This window comes from Domibacillus sp. F004 (assembly GCF_057814295.1).
In genome coordinates this window covers 110,865-130,944 of sequence record NZ_JBVATB010000001.1, presented here as the reverse complement: position 1 = coordinate 130,944, position 20,080 = coordinate 110,865, and the positions used below count along the sequence as shown (strand labels likewise).

At 43.0% G+C, this 20,080-nt stretch carries 18 protein-coding genes and 2 other annotated features; of the genes, 3 read left to right on the top strand and 15 right to left on the bottom strand.

Annotation, left to right across the window (positions count from 1 at the left end):
• The 5 genes from ACZYRN_RS00710 to zapA all read right to left on the bottom strand — a co-directional run bounded on the left by ACZYRN_RS00710 (nt 1) and on the right by zapA (nt 6,759).
• Entirely contained in the window at nt 1–1,698 is a 1,698-nt protein-coding gene (locus ACZYRN_RS00710) for a long-chain-fatty-acid--CoA ligase (RefSeq protein WP_488909587.1), read from the bottom strand.
• Between the two features lie 198 nt (nt 1,699–1,896).
• The gene (locus ACZYRN_RS00705) at nt 1,897–2,304 is read right to left on the bottom strand and encodes a DUF350 domain-containing protein (protein WP_488909586.1); all 408 of its coding nucleotides are present in this window, start codon (nt 2,302–2,304) and stop codon (nt 1,897–1,899) included.
• Nucleotides 2,305–2,322: 18 nt separating this feature from the next.
• Nucleotides 2,323–4,677 carry an endonuclease MutS2 gene (locus ACZYRN_RS00700; RefSeq protein WP_488909585.1) on the bottom strand — a complete coding sequence of 785 codons (2,355 nt, stop codon included), beginning with the start codon at nt 4,675–4,677 and terminating at the stop codon, nt 2,323–2,325.
• A 24-nt stretch (nt 4,678–4,701) separates the two neighbouring features.
• Nucleotides 4,702–6,408 carry a DNA polymerase/3'-5' exonuclease PolX gene (gene polX, locus ACZYRN_RS00695; RefSeq protein ID WP_488909584.1) on the bottom strand — a complete coding sequence of 569 codons (1,707 nt, stop codon included), beginning with the start codon at nt 6,406–6,408 and terminating at the stop codon, nt 4,702–4,704.
• Between the two features lie 72 nt (nt 6,409–6,480).
• Nucleotides 6,481–6,759 (bottom strand): cell division protein ZapA, encoded by a 279-nt coding sequence (gene zapA / locus ACZYRN_RS00690; protein WP_488909583.1) that lies wholly within the window; start codon nt 6,757–6,759, stop codon nt 6,481–6,483.
• Between the two features lie 91 nt (nt 6,760–6,850).
• Between zapA and rnhC the strand changes: the two genes are divergently transcribed.
• The gene (rnhC, locus tag ACZYRN_RS00685) at nt 6,851–7,771 is read left to right on the top strand and encodes a ribonuclease HIII (protein ID WP_488909582.1); all 921 of its coding nucleotides are present in this window, start codon (nt 6,851–6,853) and stop codon (nt 7,769–7,771) included.
• A gap of 89 nt (nt 7,772–7,860) precedes the next feature.
• Here the strand turns inward: rnhC and pheT are convergent, their stop codons facing one another.
• The 3 genes from pheT to ACZYRN_RS00670 form a co-directional block, all read right to left on the bottom strand.
• Nucleotides 7,861–10,275: a phenylalanine--tRNA ligase subunit beta gene (pheT, locus tag ACZYRN_RS00680; protein ID WP_488909581.1), complete on the bottom strand. Its 2,415-nt coding sequence runs from the start codon at nt 10,273–10,275 to the stop codon at nt 7,861–7,863.
• Nucleotides 10,276–10,293: 18 nt separating this feature from the next.
• Nucleotides 10,294–11,328 (bottom strand): phenylalanine--tRNA ligase subunit alpha, encoded by a 1,035-nt coding sequence (pheS, locus tag ACZYRN_RS00675; RefSeq protein WP_488909580.1) that lies wholly within the window; start codon nt 11,326–11,328, stop codon nt 10,294–10,296.
• A gap of 47 nt (nt 11,329–11,375) precedes the next feature.
• Nucleotides 11,376–11,606 (bottom strand) — a binding site (T-box leader).
• A 45-nt stretch (nt 11,607–11,651) separates the two neighbouring features.
• Nucleotides 11,652–12,407 carry a TrmH family RNA methyltransferase gene (locus ACZYRN_RS00670; protein WP_488909579.1) on the bottom strand — a complete coding sequence of 252 codons (756 nt, stop codon included), beginning with the start codon at nt 12,405–12,407 and terminating at the stop codon, nt 11,652–11,654.
• Nucleotides 12,408–12,499: 92 nt separating this feature from the next.
• Between ACZYRN_RS00670 and sspI the strand changes: the two genes are divergently transcribed.
• Both sspI and asnB read left to right on the top strand, forming a co-directional pair.
• On the top strand, nt 12,500–12,703 hold the full coding sequence (gene sspI / locus ACZYRN_RS00665; RefSeq protein WP_488909578.1) for a small acid-soluble spore protein SspI: 204 nt from the start codon (nt 12,500–12,502) through the stop codon (nt 12,701–12,703).
• A 105-nt stretch (nt 12,704–12,808) separates the two neighbouring features.
• A complete protein-coding gene (gene asnB / locus ACZYRN_RS00660) occupies nt 12,809–14,686 on the top strand; it encodes an asparagine synthase (glutamine-hydrolyzing) (protein ID WP_488909577.1) in 1,878 nt (625 codons plus the stop codon).
• Nucleotides 14,687–14,695: 9 nt separating this feature from the next.
• Here the strand turns inward: asnB and ACZYRN_RS00655 are convergent, their stop codons facing one another.
• From ACZYRN_RS00655 to thrS, 7 genes are all read right to left on the bottom strand, one after another.
• A complete protein-coding gene (locus ACZYRN_RS00655) occupies nt 14,696–15,784 on the bottom strand; it encodes a M42 family metallopeptidase (RefSeq protein ID WP_488909576.1) in 1,089 nt (362 codons plus the stop codon).
• 16 nt (nt 15,785–15,800) lie between these two features.
• Nucleotides 15,801–16,286 (bottom strand): dUTP diphosphatase, encoded by a 486-nt coding sequence (locus ACZYRN_RS00650; protein ID WP_488909575.1) that lies wholly within the window; start codon nt 16,284–16,286, stop codon nt 15,801–15,803.
• Nucleotides 16,283–16,522 (bottom strand): DUF1294 domain-containing protein, encoded by a 240-nt coding sequence (locus ACZYRN_RS00645; RefSeq protein ID WP_488910510.1) that lies wholly within the window; start codon nt 16,520–16,522, stop codon nt 16,283–16,285. The genes ACZYRN_RS00650 and ACZYRN_RS00645 overlap by 4 nt, the downstream gene beginning before the upstream one ends.
• A gap of 142 nt (nt 16,523–16,664) precedes the next feature.
• Nucleotides 16,665–17,021: a 50S ribosomal protein L20 gene (rplT, locus tag ACZYRN_RS00640; protein ID WP_488909574.1), complete on the bottom strand. Its 357-nt coding sequence runs from the start codon at nt 17,019–17,021 to the stop codon at nt 16,665–16,667.
• Between the two features lie 33 nt (nt 17,022–17,054).
• On the bottom strand, nt 17,055–17,252 hold the full coding sequence (gene rpmI, locus ACZYRN_RS00635; RefSeq protein ID WP_018394127.1) for a 50S ribosomal protein L35: 198 nt from the start codon (nt 17,250–17,252) through the stop codon (nt 17,055–17,057).
• A 23-nt stretch (nt 17,253–17,275) separates the two neighbouring features.
• Complete coding sequence (gene infC, locus ACZYRN_RS00630; RefSeq protein ID WP_488910509.1) at nt 17,276–17,794, bottom strand: translation initiation factor IF-3; 519 nt, start codon at nt 17,792–17,794, stop codon at nt 17,276–17,278.
• A gap of 77 nt (nt 17,795–17,871) precedes the next feature.
• Nucleotides 17,872–18,008: a sequence feature (ribosomal protein L20 leader region), on the bottom strand.
• 123 nt (nt 18,009–18,131) lie between these two features.
• A complete protein-coding gene (thrS, locus tag ACZYRN_RS00625) occupies nt 18,132–20,063 on the bottom strand; it encodes a threonine--tRNA ligase (protein ID WP_488909573.1) in 1,932 nt (643 codons plus the stop codon).
• Nucleotides 20,064–20,080 lie beyond the last annotated feature (17 nt).

The window sequence follows — 20,080 nt, the reverse complement described above, 5'->3', positions numbered from 1 at the left end:
TCAAGCAAGGGTATTCTTCTCTTCCCGTTTTTTCTTTTCTTCATCTACCAGCACACGCCTTAAGATTTTTCCAACAGCTGTTTTAGGCAGTTCATCGCGGATCTCATAAACGTGCGGCACTTTGTACACAGCTAAGTTTTTGCGGCAATGCTCATCAAGTTCTTTTTCTGTCACTTGGCGGCCCTTTTTTAATACAATATAGGCCTTCACTGTTTCTCCGCGATAGGTGTCCGGTATCCCTGCAACGATTGCTTCTTGAATCGATGGATGCTCATAAAGCACTTCTTCTACATCACGGGGATAAATATTAAATCCGCCGGCTATAATCATATCTTTCTTTCGGTCAACGATGTAAAAAAATCCATTTTCATCCATATATCCAATATCTCCCGTTAAAAACCAGCCGTCTTTAAATGACTGTTCTGTTTCTTCCTGACGATTCCAATATCCTTTCATTACTTGCGGACCTTTCACGACAATTTCACCTAATTCACCTGGCTTTTTCACCAGTTCATTCGTTTGCATTGAATAAATAGCGGCATCTGTATCCGGCCACGGTACGCCAACGCTTCCTTTTATCCGGTCTCCCCAGATGAAATTCGCGTGAGTGACCGGTGACGTTTCCGTTAATCCATAGCCTTCAACGAGCTTACCGCCTGTCACGTCCTCAAACTTTTTCTGTACGTCTACAGGAAGCGGAGCAGATCCGCTAATACACGCATCAATGGAGGATAAATCATATTTTTTCATGTTGGGATCATTTAAAAGAGCGATATAAATCGTCGGTGCACCCGGAAATATGGTCGGCTTTTGTTTTTGAATCGTTTTCAATGTTTTTTTGGCGTCAAACTTCGGCAGCAACACCATTTTATAGCCTTGCATAACGGATAAAATCATCACTGTTGTCATCCCGTATACATGGAAAAAAGGAATAATGCCAAGAATAATTTCGGCACCCGGACGATACTTATACATCCATGCAACACACATCGATGTATTCGCCACAAGGTTTTTATGCGTGAGTATAACCCCTTTTGGAAAGCCTGTTGTTCCTCCTGTATACTGTATAACGGCAGGATCATTTTCAATATTTATATTTAGCGGCTCTTCTTTTATGGCTGGTCCCGCCATAATTTTTGTGAAATGATGATTATTGTTCCGGTTTTCAATATGCACAACCATACCGGTTTGTTTCTTTTGAATAAATGGATAAATCATATTTTTGGGAAATGGCAAGTAATCTTTGATAGCGGTTACAATGGTGTGTTCAAGTTGAGTATTGTTGATGATGTTTTGGATGCGTGGATACAACAGGTCGAGTGCGATTATTACTTTCGCGCCGCAGTCTTTCAACTGGTATTCGATTTCCCGTTCTTTGTATAGTGGATTAAATTGTACGACAATAGCACCGGTGTACAGGACACCGTAAAAACTAATGACAGCCTGGGGACTGTTTGGCAGCATAATCGCTACACGATCTCCTTTTTTAATGCCTATCTTTTTTAAATAGGCGGCCATTTTTAATGCGGAATCGTACAATTCTTTATAGGTCAGTTCTTTCCCGAGGAATTCAATCGCTGTTTGGTCCCTGTATTGTGTAGAAGCTTTCGTTAAGAAGAGCGGCAGCGGCTGTTCTGCATATTGGATTGTGGCAGGAATTTCCGGCGGATAATGCGTAAGCCATGGTTTTTCAGTCATCTTCATCCACCCCTTGTCAGAAGAATTCGTACTCTCATTACAGTATAATGAATACCGATTCATTATACAAGAAAATTAAAACTGTCATGACGACAGCTTTAATTTAAATACATGTATACAATTCCGACTATTAAAAAAGCAGCGCAAAAACCGAGCAGTACTTTTGCCAATGTTTCCATTTAAAAACTCCCCTTTTCTCTACAGAAGGGCCGCACCAATCATATACGAGAGCCCGGCTGAAATAATGAACGAAATAAAACCAACTGCCCGGTTGTCACGTTCAATTTCTTTATCAACATTAAATCCAGGCGTCAAAAATTCAAACATAAAATAACCGATGAGAAGTAAAATAAAACCAAAAATGCCCCAGCCCGCCATCGCCAACACCGTATCATTATTTAAGATCGAGTGTCGAAATACGTTGGCGATTCCGAATATTTTCCCGCCTGTTGCAAGTGCAACGGCCATATTGCCCTTTTTTATCTCTTCCCAGTTTCGATAGGATGTAACCAGTTCAAAAACAGCCAGACATAATATGATACAAATGGTCGCGATGCTGTAATAGCCAGCGAGCTGTACAAATTGATTTTCCCAAAAACCAGTCATGTAGTGGGGGCCTCCTCATTATTTCAATTCAGCAATTGTAACGCCGAGTCCACCTTCTCCAGACCCGCCAAACCGGATGCTTGAGACCATACGGTGCTTTGTTAAATAGCTGCGTACCCCTTTCATAAGCGCTCCCGTGCCTTTTCCATGAATAATCGATACTTGATGGTAACCCGCCAGCAATGCGTCATCTAAATACTTCTCCACACGGTTGAGTGCATCTTCATATCGCTCACCCCGCAAGTCAAGTTCCGACGATACATGATGGCCCTTGCCCCGAATGGTCGCAATTGGTTTTGGCTCTTTCTTTTTTTCTGATTTAATAAATTGCATATCGCTTTCCGCGACTTTCATCTTAATGATCCCCATTTGAACAATCCATTCATCGCCCGTTGCTTTTTCAATAATGCTGCCTTTTTGACCGAAGCTGATTACTTTCACTTCATCGCCTGGTTTCCATGAACGCTTTGCGGGTTCAATAACCGTTTTTTTCTGTTTTTGTTCTGGTACCGCTCCTTCAAGCCGTTTTCTCGCTTCAATCAATTCATGTTCTTTTACGTTTGATCCGCCTGCCAAGCGGATCGCACGGAGGTCACGCATTACTTCTTCTGCTTCTGCTTTTGCCTTTTCAATAATAGCGTTCGCTTCAGCCCGCGCTGCTTCTTCCATTTTTTCTTTCTGTTCATGATAAGCAATCACTTCTTTTTGCAGATCACGATGCAGCTTCTCCGTCTCGCGTAAATAATCCCGTGCGTCCTTAGCATCTTTTTCTGCCTGGCGGCGGCTTGTATCAAGGGCCGCAATCATATTATCAACTTCCTGCGAATCCACACCGATTAAACTGCGTGCCCGTTCAATAATCATTGGGTCAAGACCAATTCGCTTTGAAATTTCAAATGCATTGCTTCGTCCTGGAATTCCGATTAATAATCGGTATGTCGGGCTGAGCGTTTCAACATCAAACTCTACACTTGCATTAATAACGTGTTCACGGTTGTATCCATATGCTTTCAATTCTGGATAATGTGTTGTTGCAATAATCCGTGCCCCTCTAGCAATCACCTCATCCAAAATTGAAATGGCAAGTGCTGAACCTTCCTGCGGATCCGTTCCAGAACCGAGTTCATCGAATAGTACAAGGCTTTTATTGTCGACCTCTTTTAAAATACCTGAAATGTTCACCATGTGAGATGAGAACGTACTTAAATTTTGCTCAATCGACTGCTCGTCACCAATGTCGGCAAAAACAGATTGGAAAATGGCCGTCTCTGAGCCGTATTCTGCCGGAATAAATAAACCTGACTGCGCCATTAAGACGGATAACCCTGTCGTTTTTAGCGTGACTGTTTTACCGCCTGTATTCGGTCCCGTAATGACGATCGCCGTGTAATCTTGACCAATTTCAATATCGCTTGGTACTGCCTCATCTGCCGGTAAAAGCGGATGGCGCGCCTTTATATACCGTATGTAACCATTCTCATTAATGAGAGGTTTTGTCGCTTTCATTGAATGAGCGAACTTCCCCTTTGTAAAAATAAAATCAATTTCAGACAGCATTTTTGTCATTGTGAATAACGAGGGAGCATGTTCAGCTGTTTCCATCGTTAATTCACCTAAAATTTTCTCTACTTCATATTGTTCTTTAACTATCAATTCACGCAGTTCATTATTTAAGTTTACAACTGAGGCCGGTTCAACGAATAACGTCTGTCCCGTGGAAGACTGATCATGAACAATACCTCCATAATGAGAACGGTATTCCTGCTTAACCGGTATGACATAACGGTCATTTCGTATCGTCACGATCGCGTCTGAGAGCATTTTTTGTGCGCTTTGACCGCGTGTCAAGCTTTCTAGTTTGGAGCGAATTCGCGATTCTGCTGACCGTATGCCATGACGAATGTGCCTTAATTCATCGCTCGCTGAATCAAGAACCCGCCCATTTTCATCAACCGTCCGCTTAATTTTATGTTCAAGATCTGTCACCACCGGAATGACTGCTGTTTTCTCCGGCAAAATACGCATTGTCACCTGACCTTCCAAACGAACATCTTCTATAAATTGACGTATCACCCGGCTCGCAAAAATCGTACTTGCAATTCGAACAAGCTCGACACCGCTTAATACGCCGCCAATTTGAGCCCGCTTCGCGTGAGGACGGATGTCATAAATGCCATCTAGCGGCACATTGCCTTTTATGCGGAGGACTGCAGCTGCTTCTTCCGTTTCATCAAGCCAAGCTTGTACTTCTTCTGCATGAAGAGATGGCTTTAAATCTTCTGCAAAGCTGCGCCCGATCTCCGATGAAGCATGGCGTGCCAACTGTTGGATAATTTTATCAAATTCAAGGGTTGCCAGCACTTTTTTATTCAAATCCGGTTCACTCCTCTATTAACATCATTTGCCGCGTACAAAAGAAAGAAACTGCTCTTTCGGCCACGTATTTACCACTGTTTCTGGCCGCAGCCATCCTTTTCGCCCTGCACTCGCACCCGTTTCCATAAAATTAAGGTGTTCAATCGCATGAGCATCTGTATTAATAAATATCTTCACACCCGCATCTTGTGCCCATTTTAAATGATCAGCAGATAAATCAAGCCGGTGTGGATTTGCATTTAACTCAAGGGCCGTATTTGTTACAGCTGCTATCTTCACAAGTTCTTCCATATCAACAGAATAACCATCACGGCGGCCGATAATCCGGCCAGTCGGATGAGCAATTAATTTTACATATGGGTTATTCATCGCCGTTTTTAACCGGTCCATAATCTTTTTCTGCGGCTGTGAAAAACTTGAATGAATCGACGCGATCACAAAGTCGAGCTCTTTTAGCACATCGTCCTCATAATCAAGCGTTCCGTCCGGTAAAATGTCCATTTCAATGCCCGATAATACTTCAATGTCACTGTATTTTTCATTCCACTCTTTTATTTCCGCATTTTGACGCAGGAGGCGGTCAACAGTCAACCCATTCGCCACTTTTAAATACTGCGAATGATCTGTTATAGCCATGTACTCATATCCTCGTGCACGGCATGCTTCAATCATTTCTTCAATTGAAAAGGCACCATCTGACCAGGCCGTATGCATATGCAAATCGCCTTTAATATCAGAAAAATGAATCAATGTGCCTTCTTTATACTTATCCGTTTCTGTTCCATCTTCACGGATTTCAGGCGGAAACCACGGCAGATCGAAGTGATGGTAAAGCGCTTCTTCTGATTCAAATGTTTTCACCGAACCGTCCGGCTGTTCAACACCGTATTCACTCACTTTTTCATTTCGCTCTTTGGCGATTTGACGAATTTTCACATTATGATCTTTTGAGCCTGTAAAATGATGCAGTGCACTCGCATACTGAGCCGGTGCCACAATACGAAAATCAATCGACACGTCAAACTCGCCATCAATAATAATCGAGACTTTCGTCGGGCCGGCCGCGATGATTTCTTTCCTATTTGGAATCGAGAGCAGTTTCTCTTTTACTTTTTCTGGCTCTTTTGTCGCAATAATAAAATCAACATCTTTCACTGTTTCACGCAAGCGGCGCAAACTGCCTGCACGCGAGAATGCAGTCACTTCCGGCAGATCAGCTAAATACGTTTCCACTTTTTCTGCAATCGGCAGCATGTACATAATCGGCAGACGATCCGGCTGCGTACCTGCTTTTTCAACGGCTGCGAGAATTTTTTCTTCCGTTTTCGCACCAAATCCGGCGAGCTCCTGTACACGATGCTGCTCACATGCTTCTTTCAATTCTTCCATATTGGTAATGCCGAGCTCTTTATATAGTTTGGCAATCTTTTTTCCACCGAGTCCCGGCAGCCCTAACAGTGCAACAAGCCCTTCTGGTACTTCGCCTGAAAGTTCTGTCAATACAGTTGATTCACCGGTTTCGATGTATTCTGTAATGACGCTGGCTGTGCCTTTGCCAATACCTGATAATTTTGTCACATCATCAATTTCAGACAAACTTCGATCATCCGTTTCTAGTGCTGCCGCTGCTTTGCGAAATGCCGATATTTTAAACGGGTTATCTCCCTTTAATTCCATATAGACTGCAATTTTTTCAAGTAACCGAATAATATCTTTTTTATTGACCATCTATGTCACCTGCTTTTCTTTATATAATATAGTAGCAGAAAAAAACTTCTCTACCAAATCGAGAGAAGTTTTTCAGCCGTTGACGGCTGTTCTGTTTTTCAAACGGGTTAATTCCATCTTCATTTCCTGCAGCTCTTCTTCCATCTTCAAATAGTCATTCACCATATTGACAGCGGTCAGCACCGCAATTTTTTGCGTATCCAGTGTAGCGTTACGGTTGCCGATTTCACGCATTTTATCATCGACCATTTCCGTTACACGGCGAATATGGTATTCTGATTCAGTTCCCACAATGGTGTACTGATATCCGTAGATGTCAACTGTTAGGCGAGTTTTTTGTCCGTCCGACAATTGTACGGCCCCCATTTCTCATGAAATCCTGTTACTAATCATACCACGACTGTTTTAGTGTGAAAAGGAAGAAAGTCTGGAGGTTGTTGAATTGAGTCATACTGTATTAATTGTTACAAAGGAAATATTGCAAAAAATGAAAAAACATTATGGTTCCCCGGCTAAATTACCAGCTGGTGCCATCTTTTCAGCAAAAGTAGACGGCTGTTCGGTGACTGGCTATCATTCTGGAAAAGTGCTATTTCAAGGGAAAAACGCAGCTCAAGAATCATCAAAATGGGCCGGTAAAACAGCGGAGCCAAAAAAGAAGCCCAAGTCAAGTGCTCTTCTGCCAGATGGATTTGCATCGATGTCTGTCATGGGCAGCGATGAAGTCGGAACAGGTGATTATTTCGGCCCCATCACAGTCGTTGCGGCTTATGTTGATAAAAACCGGATTATGGAATTAAAAGCACTCGGTGTACGCGATTCCAAAGATATGAAAGACCCTGAAATTGTGTCAGTAGCGAAAAAATTGCTGAAAGACATTCCGTATAGCTTGCTTATTTTACGCAATGAAAAATACAACGATTTACAGGAGAGCGGAATGTCCCAAGGGAAAATAAAAGCCCTTTTACACAACCAGGCACTCGGCAAACTGCATGAAAAAATAGCGCCGATCCGACCAGAAGCAATACTTATCGATCAATTCGCTGAAAAAACAGTGTATTATCGGTATTTAAACGAGCAAAAAAAAATTGTGCGTGAAAATGTTTTCTTTAGTACGAAAGGCGAAAGCATCCACCTGGCCGTTGCAGCTGCGTCGATTTTAGCCCGCTATGCCTTTTTAAAAGAAATGGATAAGCTGTCTGAAGAAGCGGGCTTCACTATTCCAAAAGGCGCTGGGCCTCTTGTTGATAATGCAGCCGCCCGTTTGATGAAAATGTATGATGAAAGTGTCCTGCGCCATTTTACAAAACTTCATTTTGCCAATACAAGCAAAGCAAAAAATATACTGCGCGGACTCGATTAACAACGCATCAAAAAAGGACTCGGTTATGACGACCGAGTCCTTTTTCTAATTGGCTATTTGAAACAACATCCTATAACAGAGACTTCTTATTAGGCACGCAAGTCAGCTCCGGCCTTCTCTTTTAGTGCAGCAAGTACTTTTTCATGTACAGCGGTTACTTCTTCATCCGTTAACGTTTTCTCCGGATCCGCGTACGTCAGGGCAAAGGCGACCGATTTTTTGCCTTCTTCCATTCGTTCACCTTCGTATACATCAAATACCCGAACACCTGTTAAAAGTGCACCGCCTGCCTGTTTAATAATGACCTCAAGAGCAGCAGCTTCAACTGTACGGTCGACAACGAGCGCGATGTCGCGACTAATGAATGGATAACGCGGGATAGCCGTATAGGCCAGATCTTTACGGGATGCATTTAATAAAACATCAAGCTTCAATTCAAACAAATACGCTTCTTTCACATCCACTTCTTTAGCATTTGTCGGGTGAAGCTGCCCGACAAATCCGATCGATTCCGAGTCAAGCAATACTTCAGCTGTACGGCCTGGATGGAACCCAGCAGGTGTTGCTTTTTGGAATGTAATTCGCTCCGCAAGACCTATCCGTTCTGCAAGTCCTTCAACAATTCCTTTTACCGTAAAGAAATCAACGGCTTTTTTTTCACCTTGCCACAAATGTTCATGCCACATGCCCGTTACGATACCAGCAAGTCTCTCTTCTTCTTTCGGCTGAACATTTTCGCCTTCATTTAAATAAATCGAGCCTGTTTCATAAAAAGCGGCCGATGGCATTTGACGGGCATTATTGTATGCCGCAGCTTCAATTAAATGAGGAATCAAGCTTTGGCGCAAATACGCACGTTCTTCACTCATCGGCATGGAAAGCGCCACTGGAGGGCGGTGCTCAAGTGCAAATTCAGATGCTCGTTTTTCCGATGTAAGAGAATACGTAATCGCCTGGTTGAATCCGGCTCCTTCTAAATAACGGCGCACAACGCGGCGGCCTAATTGATAAGATGTAAGCGACCCTGGCTGCACAGCTCCTTCCGGCAACGTGAGCGGAATCTGGTCATATCCATAGAGGCGCGCAACTTCTTCTGTCAAATCTTCAGGAATCGTAATATCTAAACGGCGTGTTGGCACCGTTACGGTAATCTCATTGCTATTTGTTTCTGTTTCAAATTGCAAACGGCGGAATATCTCTTCCACATCTCCCATTTGAAGATCTGTGCCGAGTCTCATATTTAATTTTTCAAGTGTAATAGATACTTGTTTTGGTTCAATCGCTAATTCACCGGCTACGACACTTCCTGAAAGGACGGTTCCACTTGCTAGTTCTGCCATTAATTCAGCAGCACGGTCACATGCAGCTTGGATACGGGCTGGATCAACACCTTTTTCAAAGCGGGCGCTTGCCTCAGAACGAAGTCCGTGTGCTTTCGACGCGGCACGGATGATCTGGCCGTCAAAATAAGCCGATTCAATTAATACGTTAACAGTGCCGTCATGTACTTCTGAATTAGCTCCGCCCATTACGCCTGCAAGGGCAACTGGCTCTTTGCCGTTTGTGATGACAAGTTGATCCGCAGACAATGTGCGTTCTGTATCATCGAGGGTGATCAATGTTTCGCCTTCAACCGCGCGGCGAACAACGATTTCATTTGAGCCGAGACGGTCCAGGTCAAATGCATGAAGAGGCTGGCCATATTCCATCAAAACATAGTTCGTAATATCAACGACGTTATTATGCGGGCGGACGCCAGCATTCATCAAATAGGTTTGCATCCAAAGCGGTGATGGACCAATTTTAATATTTTTGACAACCCGCGCGATATAAATCGGATTGTCTTCTGGTGCATCGATACGAATATTTATCGTATCAGAAGCTTGTTCCTCGGATTCTGACAGGTTTGGTGCAGGAAGACTCACATCACGGCCTAAAATGGCCGCTACTTCATAAGCCACACCTATCATACTTAATGCATCAGAACGGTTTGGTGTCAATGACAATTCGAGTATCGCATCGTCACGGTTTAATGCAGCGAGTGCATCTTCCCCAGGTGTAACATCGTTCGGGAAGTTAAAAATACCTTCTGCGTATTCTTTCGGCGTGAGACGGCTTTCAATGCCTAATTCAGATAGCGAACAGATCATGCCATTTGATTCTTCACCACGCAGTTTTGCTCGTTTAATTTTAAAGTTTCCAGGAAGGATTGCTCCTGTTTTTGCTACCGCCACATATTGCCCTGCATCGACATTTTTTGCACCGCAGACAATTTGTACCGGTTCTTCTTCTCCAACATCAACGAGGCATTTGCTTAATTTATCAGCATTTGGATGCTGTTCGCGTGTCTTCACATAACCAACTACAATATTTTTCATTTCAGAAGCAGGGATTTCCACTCCTTCTACTTCAATACCGGCACGTGTAATTTTTTCCGCCAGTTCCTGCGGAGTTTGGTCTGTCAAATCAACATATTGCGTGAGCCATTTATATGAAACAAACATGTATATACTCCTCCTTATTTATTCATGTACTGTAAATTGCTTTAAGAACCGAAGATCATTCGTATAAAAATGGCGGATATCATCAATGCCGTATTTCAGCATCGCAATGCGCTCTTGCCCCATACCAAATGCAAATCCTGTGTATTTATTTGAATCAAAGCCAGCCATTTCAAGCACATTTGGGTGCACCATACCTGCGCCAAGCACTTCAATCCAGCCCGTACCTTTACAAATGGAGCAGCCTTTGCCGCCGCACATGCAACTTACATCAACTTCAACAGAGGGCTCTGTAAATGGGAAAAAGCTTGGACGGAGACGAATTTCACGATCTTCGCCGAACATTTTTTTCGCAAATAAATCAAGTGTCCCCTTCAAGTCGCTCATGCGGATGCCTTCACCGACGACAAGCCCTTCAATTTGGGCGAACTGGTGGGAGTGTGTTGCATCATCACTGTCACGGCGATACACTTTACCAGGACAAATGATCTTGACCGGTCCCTGGCCTTTGTGCTTCTGCATCGTTCTCACTTGCACCGGTGACGTATGCGTCCGCATTAACAGTTCCGGTGTAATATAAAACGTGTCTTGCATATCGCGTGCCGGATGGTCTTTTGGCAAATTAAGCGCTTCAAAATTGTAGAAATCCTGTTCGACTTCTGGTCCTTCTGCCACGGTGTACCCCATACCAATAAATAAGTCTTCAATTTCTTCTGCAACACGTGTCAATGGGTGATGACTGCCTAGCTTTACAGGACGACCTGGCAGGGTCACATCGATTGATTCCTGTGCCAGTTGCTGCTCAATCGCTGCAACTTCAAGCCGTTCTTGTTTTTCTTCAATTCGTGTCGAAATGGTTTCACGTAATACATTTACAAGCGCCCCCATTTTCGGGCGTTCTTCTGCCGAAAGCTTGCCCATTCCTTTTAATACTTCTGTCACCGGCCCCTTTTTGCCGAGATAAGCGACGCGTACATCGTTTAATTCTTTTAAGTTTGCTGCAGCTGTGATTTTTTCAAGTGCCTGACTTTGCAATTCTTTTAACTGTTGTTCCACGCTGACTCCTCCTTTTTTTTTTGACAAATAAAAAAAGCCCCTTCCCGGAAAGGGACGAGGCTTTAATCGCGGTACCACCCTTTTTAATACGCATATATACACGCATTCTCTTCATTCGGATAACGGCTTTTTAAAACCGGTGTGCCTTTACGTCTAACGGTCCCGGCACCGGCTCAGGAGGTGAACTTCTGCCGTTTCTTTTTAAAAATGCTTTCAGTCAAGGCATTTTCTTCCTAAAAAAAGAGGCGCGGCATACTTTTCTCCATCATCGCCTTTTATTATCTAATTTACACTCATCATTATAGACAACCCGTTTTTGAAATTCAATTGTTTTCCCGAAAATGATAGAGAAGAATGCCCGCAGCAACGGCTACATTAAGCGATTCACTTCGGCCAAAAATCGGGATATACACGTTTTTCGTCGTTTCCTGCAGCAATTCAGAACGAACACCGCTTCCTTCATTGCCGACTAACAGCGCAAATGGGCCAGATGATTCGCTGCGGTAATCAGTTGCTCCTTCAAGCGCTGTTCCATAAACCGGGATGTTCCGTTCTTTTAGCTGCTGTATCGCTTCGCCTAAATCGACGCTGACAACCGGCAAATGAAAATGGCTTCCCTGTGCCGAACGAAGAACCTTTGGATTGTACACATCAGCGGAACCCATACCAAGAATAACTGCATCCATTCCTGCCGCATCGGCTGTACGGATCATTGTGCCCACATTACCTGGATCTTGTACCGCATCAATTAATAAGAACATGTTCCCTTCTGGCAATCCAATTTGTTCTGATTTCCGGCACACGGCAAAGACACCTTGCCCGTTTTCTGTATCAGACAACTTTGCTGCCACTTCCGGCGATGCAATCGTCAGTTCTAAATCATCTGTATTCCATCCAGATGGAATAACCGCCTCTTCTGAAAAAATCAATTCATCAATTATTTCTTTATGATTAAGCGCTTCTTCGACGAGATGAAACCCTTCCAAAAGATACCGCCCCGTTATGTCACGCTCTTTTTTTGTCAGTAACTTTTTAAGCTGTTTTATGTGCGGATTTTTCGCTGATTGGATATAATTCACGTTCAAATCCCCTTTCATCGATTTATTATAGCATTTTTTCTGCATAACATAAGCGACTCCGGTCAAAATAAGACTAACAAGGAGGGGAAAACATGAATTTACGAAATGCGATTATTCAAAATTTACACGGTCAAAATGAAAATCAGCTGTCTGCCACGATTCAAGATGCAGTGGCCCAAGGTGAAGAAAAAACACTGCCTGGTCTCGGTGTAATGTTTGAACTATTCTGGAAAAATAGCCAGAATGATGAAAAGCAAGCCGTTCTTCAAAAAATGGCTGCCGCCCTTCAATCGTAATACTTAGTCCTCTTTTCTATTAAAGAAAAGAGGACTTTTTTGCAAAATCATTCCATATGACGTATACTTGTCCATTACAAATGAGTATACAATGGGGTGAGATTAATGTGTGGTTTTGTCGGCGTATTTCACCATGATCAACATACAATCTTCAATGATGAAACAATTCAAAAAGCAAACCAATCCATCTTCCACCGAGGTCCGGATGATGAAGGATATTTTAGTGATAATACCGTACAATTCGCCTTTAGACGCCTTAGCATTATTGATACGGAAAACGGTCATCAGCCGCTTCCATATGAAAATGAACGTTATTGGATTATTTTTAATGGTGAAATTTATAACTATATTGAACTTCGCAACGAGTTAATAGATTTCGGTTATACGTTTCATACACACTCGGATACAGAAGCGCTTCTTGCTGCTTACTGTCACTGGGGCAGCGCCGCTGTGGAAAAACTGCGCGGTATGTTTTCTTTCTTAATTTGGGACAAGCAAGAAGAAGTGTTATTTGGGGCGCGAGACCGATTTGGTATTAAGCCTTTTTATTATAGTGAGCAGGATGGCTATTATTTGTTCGGATCGGAAAGCAAGAGCTTCGTGGCATTTTCGTCTCAAAAAGAGATCAATGATTGTTCATTTCAGCATTATTTAACATTTCAATATGTACCGGAGTCGGCTACGATGATCCCAGGTATTCAAAAACTGGAGCCAGGCACCTGTTTTACGTTACGAAAAAATAAGTCTATGTACATTGAGCGCTATTGGAAACCGTCTTTCCAGCCTGTTATACAAGCAGAGTCAGAAAAGATCAAAGCGATTCAAGACGTTTTATATGATTCTGTAAAATATCATATGCGCAGTGATGTCCCGGTCGGCTGCTTTTTATCAGGCGGGATTGATTCATCCATCACAACGGCGATCGCAAAAGAACTAAACCCAGACCTTCATGCGTTTTCTGTTGGATTTGAGATTGATGGCTACAGTGAAATAGATGTAGCAGCTGAGACAGCAGATAAAATTGGTGTTCACCACCACACGTACAATATTACACCAGAAGAATTTTTACGGGAGCTTCCGAAGATTGTCTGGCATATGGATGATCCGCTTGCAGATGCTGCAGCCATTCCTCTTTATTTCGTCGCAAGAGAAGCGAAAAAGCACGTAACGGTCGTTCTATCAGGAGAAGGAGCAGACGAGCTGTTTGGCGGCTACAATATTTACCGTGAACCACAGGCACTCTCTATTTTTCAATACTTTCCGGATTGGTTAAAACCTGGCATGAAAGAAGCATTCCGAAAGCTGCCTGCCGGTTTTAAAGGCCGCAACTATTTAATGCGCGGCTGTACATCGATTGACGAGCGGTATGTCGGCAACGCGAAAGTGTTTTTAGAACGTGAGAAAAATCAATTTATGCAGCATTACAACGTGAATGTTCCTTATACGGATATTACATCCCCTTATTATAAAGAGTGTGCTTCTTTAGATGATGTAGAAAAAATGCAATATATCGATATGCAAACATGGCTGCGTGGAGATATTTTATTAAAAGCAGATAAAATGACGATGGCGCATTCGCTTGAATTGCGTGTGCCCTTTCTTGATAAAGAAGTATTTGATGTGGCCCGCCGCTTAAATACAAAAGATAAAACATCACATAAAACAACAAAATACCTACTCAGGCAGGCTGCTGGAGGGATCGTCCCAAATCACGTACTTAAGCGGAAAAAGCTTGGTTTTCCTGTACCGATTCGCGTCTGGTTAAAAAATGAACTGTATGACTGGGCTCGCACAATGATTCAAGAAAGTGCAGTCGATCATTTAATGAACAAATCATACGTTCATCAGTTACTTGACCATCATGTTGAAGGAAAAGAAGATAACAGCCGCAAATTGTGGACACTGCTTATTTTTATGCAATGGCACAAGCTATTTATTGAAGATTCAGCAGTAGAAAACAAGAAAGAACCGCTCACAGTGTGAGCGGTTCTTTTATGCGTCATATGTGATCTTGTTCACCGTATTGCGATCGAGGCGAAGAATCACTTCACCAAGCAATTTTACTGTATTTTCGTAATCATCACGATGAAGCATTGCCGCATGACTATGAATATAGCGCGTTGCAATCGTCACGGACAGTGTGGGTACACCATTTGCTGATTTATGGATCTCCCCGGAGTCTGTTCCACCGCCTGCCATCGCATCAAATTGATACGGGATATCGAGTTCATCCGCTGTATCTGTTACAAAGTCACGCAATCCTTTATGGGATACCATTGATGCATCATACAAAATAATTTGCGGGCCTTTGCCCATTTTCCCCATGGCTTCTTTTTCTGTCACGCCTGGTGTATCACCCGCAATGCCGACATCAACACCGAATGCGATATCCGGCTCAATCATGTGAGCAGACGTTCTCGCACCGCGCAGTCCGACTTCTTCTTGTACCGTAGCGACACCGTATAAAATATTCTCATGTTGTTTCTCTTTCACATACTTCATCACATCAATGGCAATCGCGCAGCCAATTCGATTGTCCCATGCTTTAGCGAGAAGCATTTTCTCATTGTTCATAACCGTAAATTCAAAATAGGGAACGATCATATCGCCCGGACGTACACCCCATTCGGTTACTTCATCACGGCTTGATGCCCCAATATCAATGAACATATCTTTTATATCAACCGGCTTTTTACGCGCTTCCGGAGACAAAATATGCGGCGGTTTTGAGCCAATGACACCTGTTACATCCCCTTTTTTCGTCACGATTGTCACGCGCTGTGCCAGCATTACCTGACTCCACCAGCCGCCTACTGTTTGAAAGCGGATAAATCCTTTCTCATCAACACGCGTCACCATAAATCCAACTTCATCAAGGTGACCAGCGACCATAATTTTGGGTCCATCGCCGTTGCCCGTTTTTTTCGCAATTAAACTGCCTAGTCCATCTGTTGTTACAACATCAGCATGCGGTTCAATGTATTTTTGCATGACTTGACGCACTTCACGTTCATTACCTGCAATTCCTTTTGCATCTGTCAATTCTTTCAACATCGTTAACGTTTCATCCAGTTTCTTCATTTAATATGCCTCCTTTTTAATAACCTGATTTTTGCCGTTCATAATTCACTTCGTTTTTTGCGATATATGCTGCTTCCACTTCATCCGGCGAAAACCCAAGCAAGCTTCCAAGTGCAAAATACCGGTTCATCAACTGCTCATAATTTGATTTTGTTTTCTCTTTACGGAATGCATGAACCGATTCCATCACAAGGATGAATTGGTTTGTCTGATCCACAGCGCCCGCTTCAAATGCTGGCTTATGTTGATCGAGGCCTGCTATAATCCCAAGCGATAGAATAAAGTGGACCCCATCAACGAACTCTTCTAAAATAACGTTTCGTTCAGACGGTCCTTTCGTACTCCAAAATTTAAAGCAGCGTGTTTCATTCGCCAGCTCACCAATTTCAACGAGTAACGCTAACGTTTTTTGATCAAATAAATCTTTTCCTGCTAGGTTATGTCCCTCTTCTATGTAACGATCGAGTCCTCGCTGCATATTAAACAACTTTTCAATATTCACCCTACTCCCCCCATTATGCCCAATATGACGAGATCAATGACCGTAAGCACCGGTATTCCATATTTAAACGACGTATGTTTCGTTTTATGACGATGCGTCTGCATCGCGACAAGACTGCCTGGTGCACCGCCTAGCAGGGCCAGCAGCCAGAGTGTCTTTTCACTCGTCCGATACTTTTTCTGCCGCGCTTTCCGCTTGTCTCCTGCCATCACGGTATAGGCACAAAAATTGATCATTATAAAATATATAAATAAAATCGACACCGATGCACCTCCATCCTTATTTTATCAAAACTAAACGGAAAAGGTAAAAATTAGAGTCCTTGCATAAAATAAAAAACTGTCCTGAAATAGATTCAGGACAGTTTGTCAGTTAAGATTAACCAAGTTGTTTTTTAGCTGCATCAGCAAGCTGTGTGAATGCTTTTTCATCGCTAATAGCGAGTTCAGCAAGCATTTTGCGGTTTACTTCAATACCAGCAAGTTTCAAACCGTGCATTAAACGGCTATAAGAAAGACCGTTCATGCGAGCAGCTGCGTTAATACGTGTAATCCACAGTTTGCGGAACTCACGTTTTTTGTTACGACGATCCCGGTATGCATATTGCAGGGATTTCATGACTTGTTGATTGGCAACTTTATATAAACGATGTTTCGAACCGAAATAACCTTTTGCTAACTTAAGAACCTTTTTACGACGTTTGCGTGTTACAGTACCGCCTTTTACGCGTGGCATACTATTCCCTCCTATTGATGTTACATAATTTTCTTACAGGTTGTCGAGCATGTGACGAATACGTTTGAAATCGCCTTTAGAAACCATTGTGCTTTTACGCAATTTACGTTTTTGTTTCGTCGATTTATTCGCGAACAAGTGGCTTGTATACGCTTTTGAACGTTTCAGGTTACCCGAACCCGTTTTCTTGAAACGTTTGGCAGAACCACGGTGAGTTTTCATTTTTGGCATTTCGACTTCCTCCTCAAACTGGTTTACTTTTCGTTTTTCGGCGCCATAATTAGAAACATACTACGGCCATCCATTTTCGGCTTAGACTCAACTGTTGCAACTTCCTTGCACGCTTCTGCAAAGCGGTCAAGTACACGTTGACCAATTTCTTTATGTGTAATCGCACGTCCTTTAAATCGGATCGAAGCTTTTACTTTGTCACCCTTTTCTAAAAACTTAATCGCATTGCGAAGTTTTGTATTGAAATCATGCTCATCAATCGTCGGACTGAGACGCACTTCTTTCAATAGGATGATTTTTTGGTTTTTGCGGGCTTCCCTCTCTTTCTTCTGCTGTTCAAATTTGAACTTTCCGTAATCCATGATGCGGGCTACAGGCGGTTTCGCATTTGGTGCAACAAGCACAAGATCAAGATTAACACGTGCTGCAATATCAAGCGCGTCATGTTTTTGTTTAATGCCAAGTTGGTCGCCATTTTGATCAATCAGGCGTACTTCACGGGCACGGATGCCTTCGTTTAAGTTCATATCTTTGCTAATAATAAGCCACCTCCAGGTAATTTTAGAAAAACACGTATCTTTAAAAGAACGGGGTTCCCTCGGGAAAACAGAGCGCTGCCTGCATGAAAAAGACGAGGCATCTAAAGTAGATGCCCCGCCAGTAAAAAAGCTTTTTCGATAGCTTTATCATTTACCATGTCAACCTGCCAACAAATTTGTCAGACGAGGTGAGAAGCGGGCGCTTCTGCTTTCTTTTATCAAGTGTTCTATTCACCTAAGTAACTGTATCATATATTCTCTCAAATGTCTAGAGGAGCAATTGAAAGAACCAACGTTTTAAATAATACCATTGTCCGCTAAAAAAAACAACTTTTATTTTTTATCTTTTGCCTTCTTTTTGTACATGATCACGGAAGTCATCAAATGACAGTATATCTGACTTTTGTTCGCCATATTTACGAACGTTGACAGAACCGGATTCCAACTCCTTATCGCCCACCACAAGCATATATGGTATTTTTTTCATTTGTGCTTCGCGAATTTTATAGCCGAGCTTTTCTTCACGGCTGTCCATTTCAACGCGAATACCGGCTGCCTTCAATTGATCTTTTAATTGTCTCGCATAATCATAATGAACTTCATTTGATACCGGAATAATTTGAACCTGCACAGGTGCCAGCCACGTTGGAAATGCCCCTTTGTATTCTTCAATTAAGAACGCAACAAAACGCTCCATTGTGGAAACAACGCCGCGGTGGATAACGACCGGACGGTGCTGTTTGCCGTCTTCTCCGACATACGTTAAGTCAAAACGCTCGGGCAATAAAAAATCTAGCTGAACAGTAGACAATGTTTCTTCTTTGCCAAGCGCTGTTTTCACCTGCACATCAAGCTTCGGTCCGTAAAATGCCGCTTCGTCTTCCGCCTCCACATAGTCCAGTCCAAAGTCATCCATCGCTTCTTTCAGCATCGCCTGTGCTTTTTCCCACATTTCATCGTCATCGTAATATTTTTCTGTGTTTTCCGGATCACGATAAGACAGACGGAATGAGTAATCGTTTAAACCAAAATCCTTGTACACAGCGAGAATCAATTCAACAACTCGCTTTAATTCCTCTTTAATCTGATCTGGGCGAACGAAAATGTGGGCATCATTAAGTGTCATGCCGCGAACACGCTGCAGGCCGGCAAGCGCTCCTGACATTTCATAGCGGTGCATCGTGCCAAGCTCCGCAATCCGGATCGGCAGCTCACGGTAGCTGTGAATGCCGTTTTTGTAGATCATCATATGATGCGGGCAGTTCATCGGACGAAGAACAAGGTCTTCATTGTCCATTTCCATCACCGGGAACATGCCATCCTGGTAATGCCCCCAGTGGCCGCTTGTTTTGTAAAGCTCCACGCTGCCAAGTACCGGTGTATACACATGATCATAGCCGAGGCTCACTTCCTTATCGACAATATAGCGTTCAATAATGCGGCGGATTGTCGCGCCTTTTGGCAGCCAAAGCGGAAGTCCCTGGCCCACTTTTTGCGAGTTTGTAAACAAATCGAGTTCTTTCCCAATTTTGCGGTGGTCACGCTCTTTTGCTTCTTCCAGCATTTTCAGGTGATGCTCAAGCTCTTCTTTTTTGAAAAAGGCTGTTCCATAAATGCGCTGAAGCATTTTATTATCGGAATCGCCGCGCCAGTACGCACCAGCAATGTTCAACAATTTAAATTCTTTCAGCTTGCCTGTTGACGGTACGTGCACACCGCGGCAAAGGTCAGTAAAATCACCTTGCTCATAAAGCGTCACCGTTTCATCAGCCGGAATCGCCTCAAGAAGCTCAATTTTGTACTCATCGCCAATTTCTTCATAAAATTTCTTCGCTTCATCACGTGTAACTGCCTTACGGATGATTGGCACATTTTCATTGATGATTTTTTTCATTTCTTTTTCAATCACTGGCAAGTCTTCCGGCGTGATCGACTCGTCTAAGTCGATGTCATAATAAAAACCGCCTTCAATAACCGGACCTACACCAAGCTTTACTTTGTCCGCACCGTATACACGCTTAATCGCCTGGGCCATTAAATGTGCGGTGCTGTGACGCAGAATTTCCAATGCATCCACATGGTCAGGCGTAATAATTTCAATGGCTCCATCCTGTTCGATCGGTGTTTTCAAATCAATCGGTGCACCCGATAGTTTACCAGCAAGCGCTTTTTTGCGAAGTCCCGGACTGATCGACTGCGCAACATCTTCCATTGTTGTTCCCGATGGAAATTCCTTTATGGCTCCATCTGGAAATGTTAATTGAATCGACATGTTTGTTTCCTCCTTTT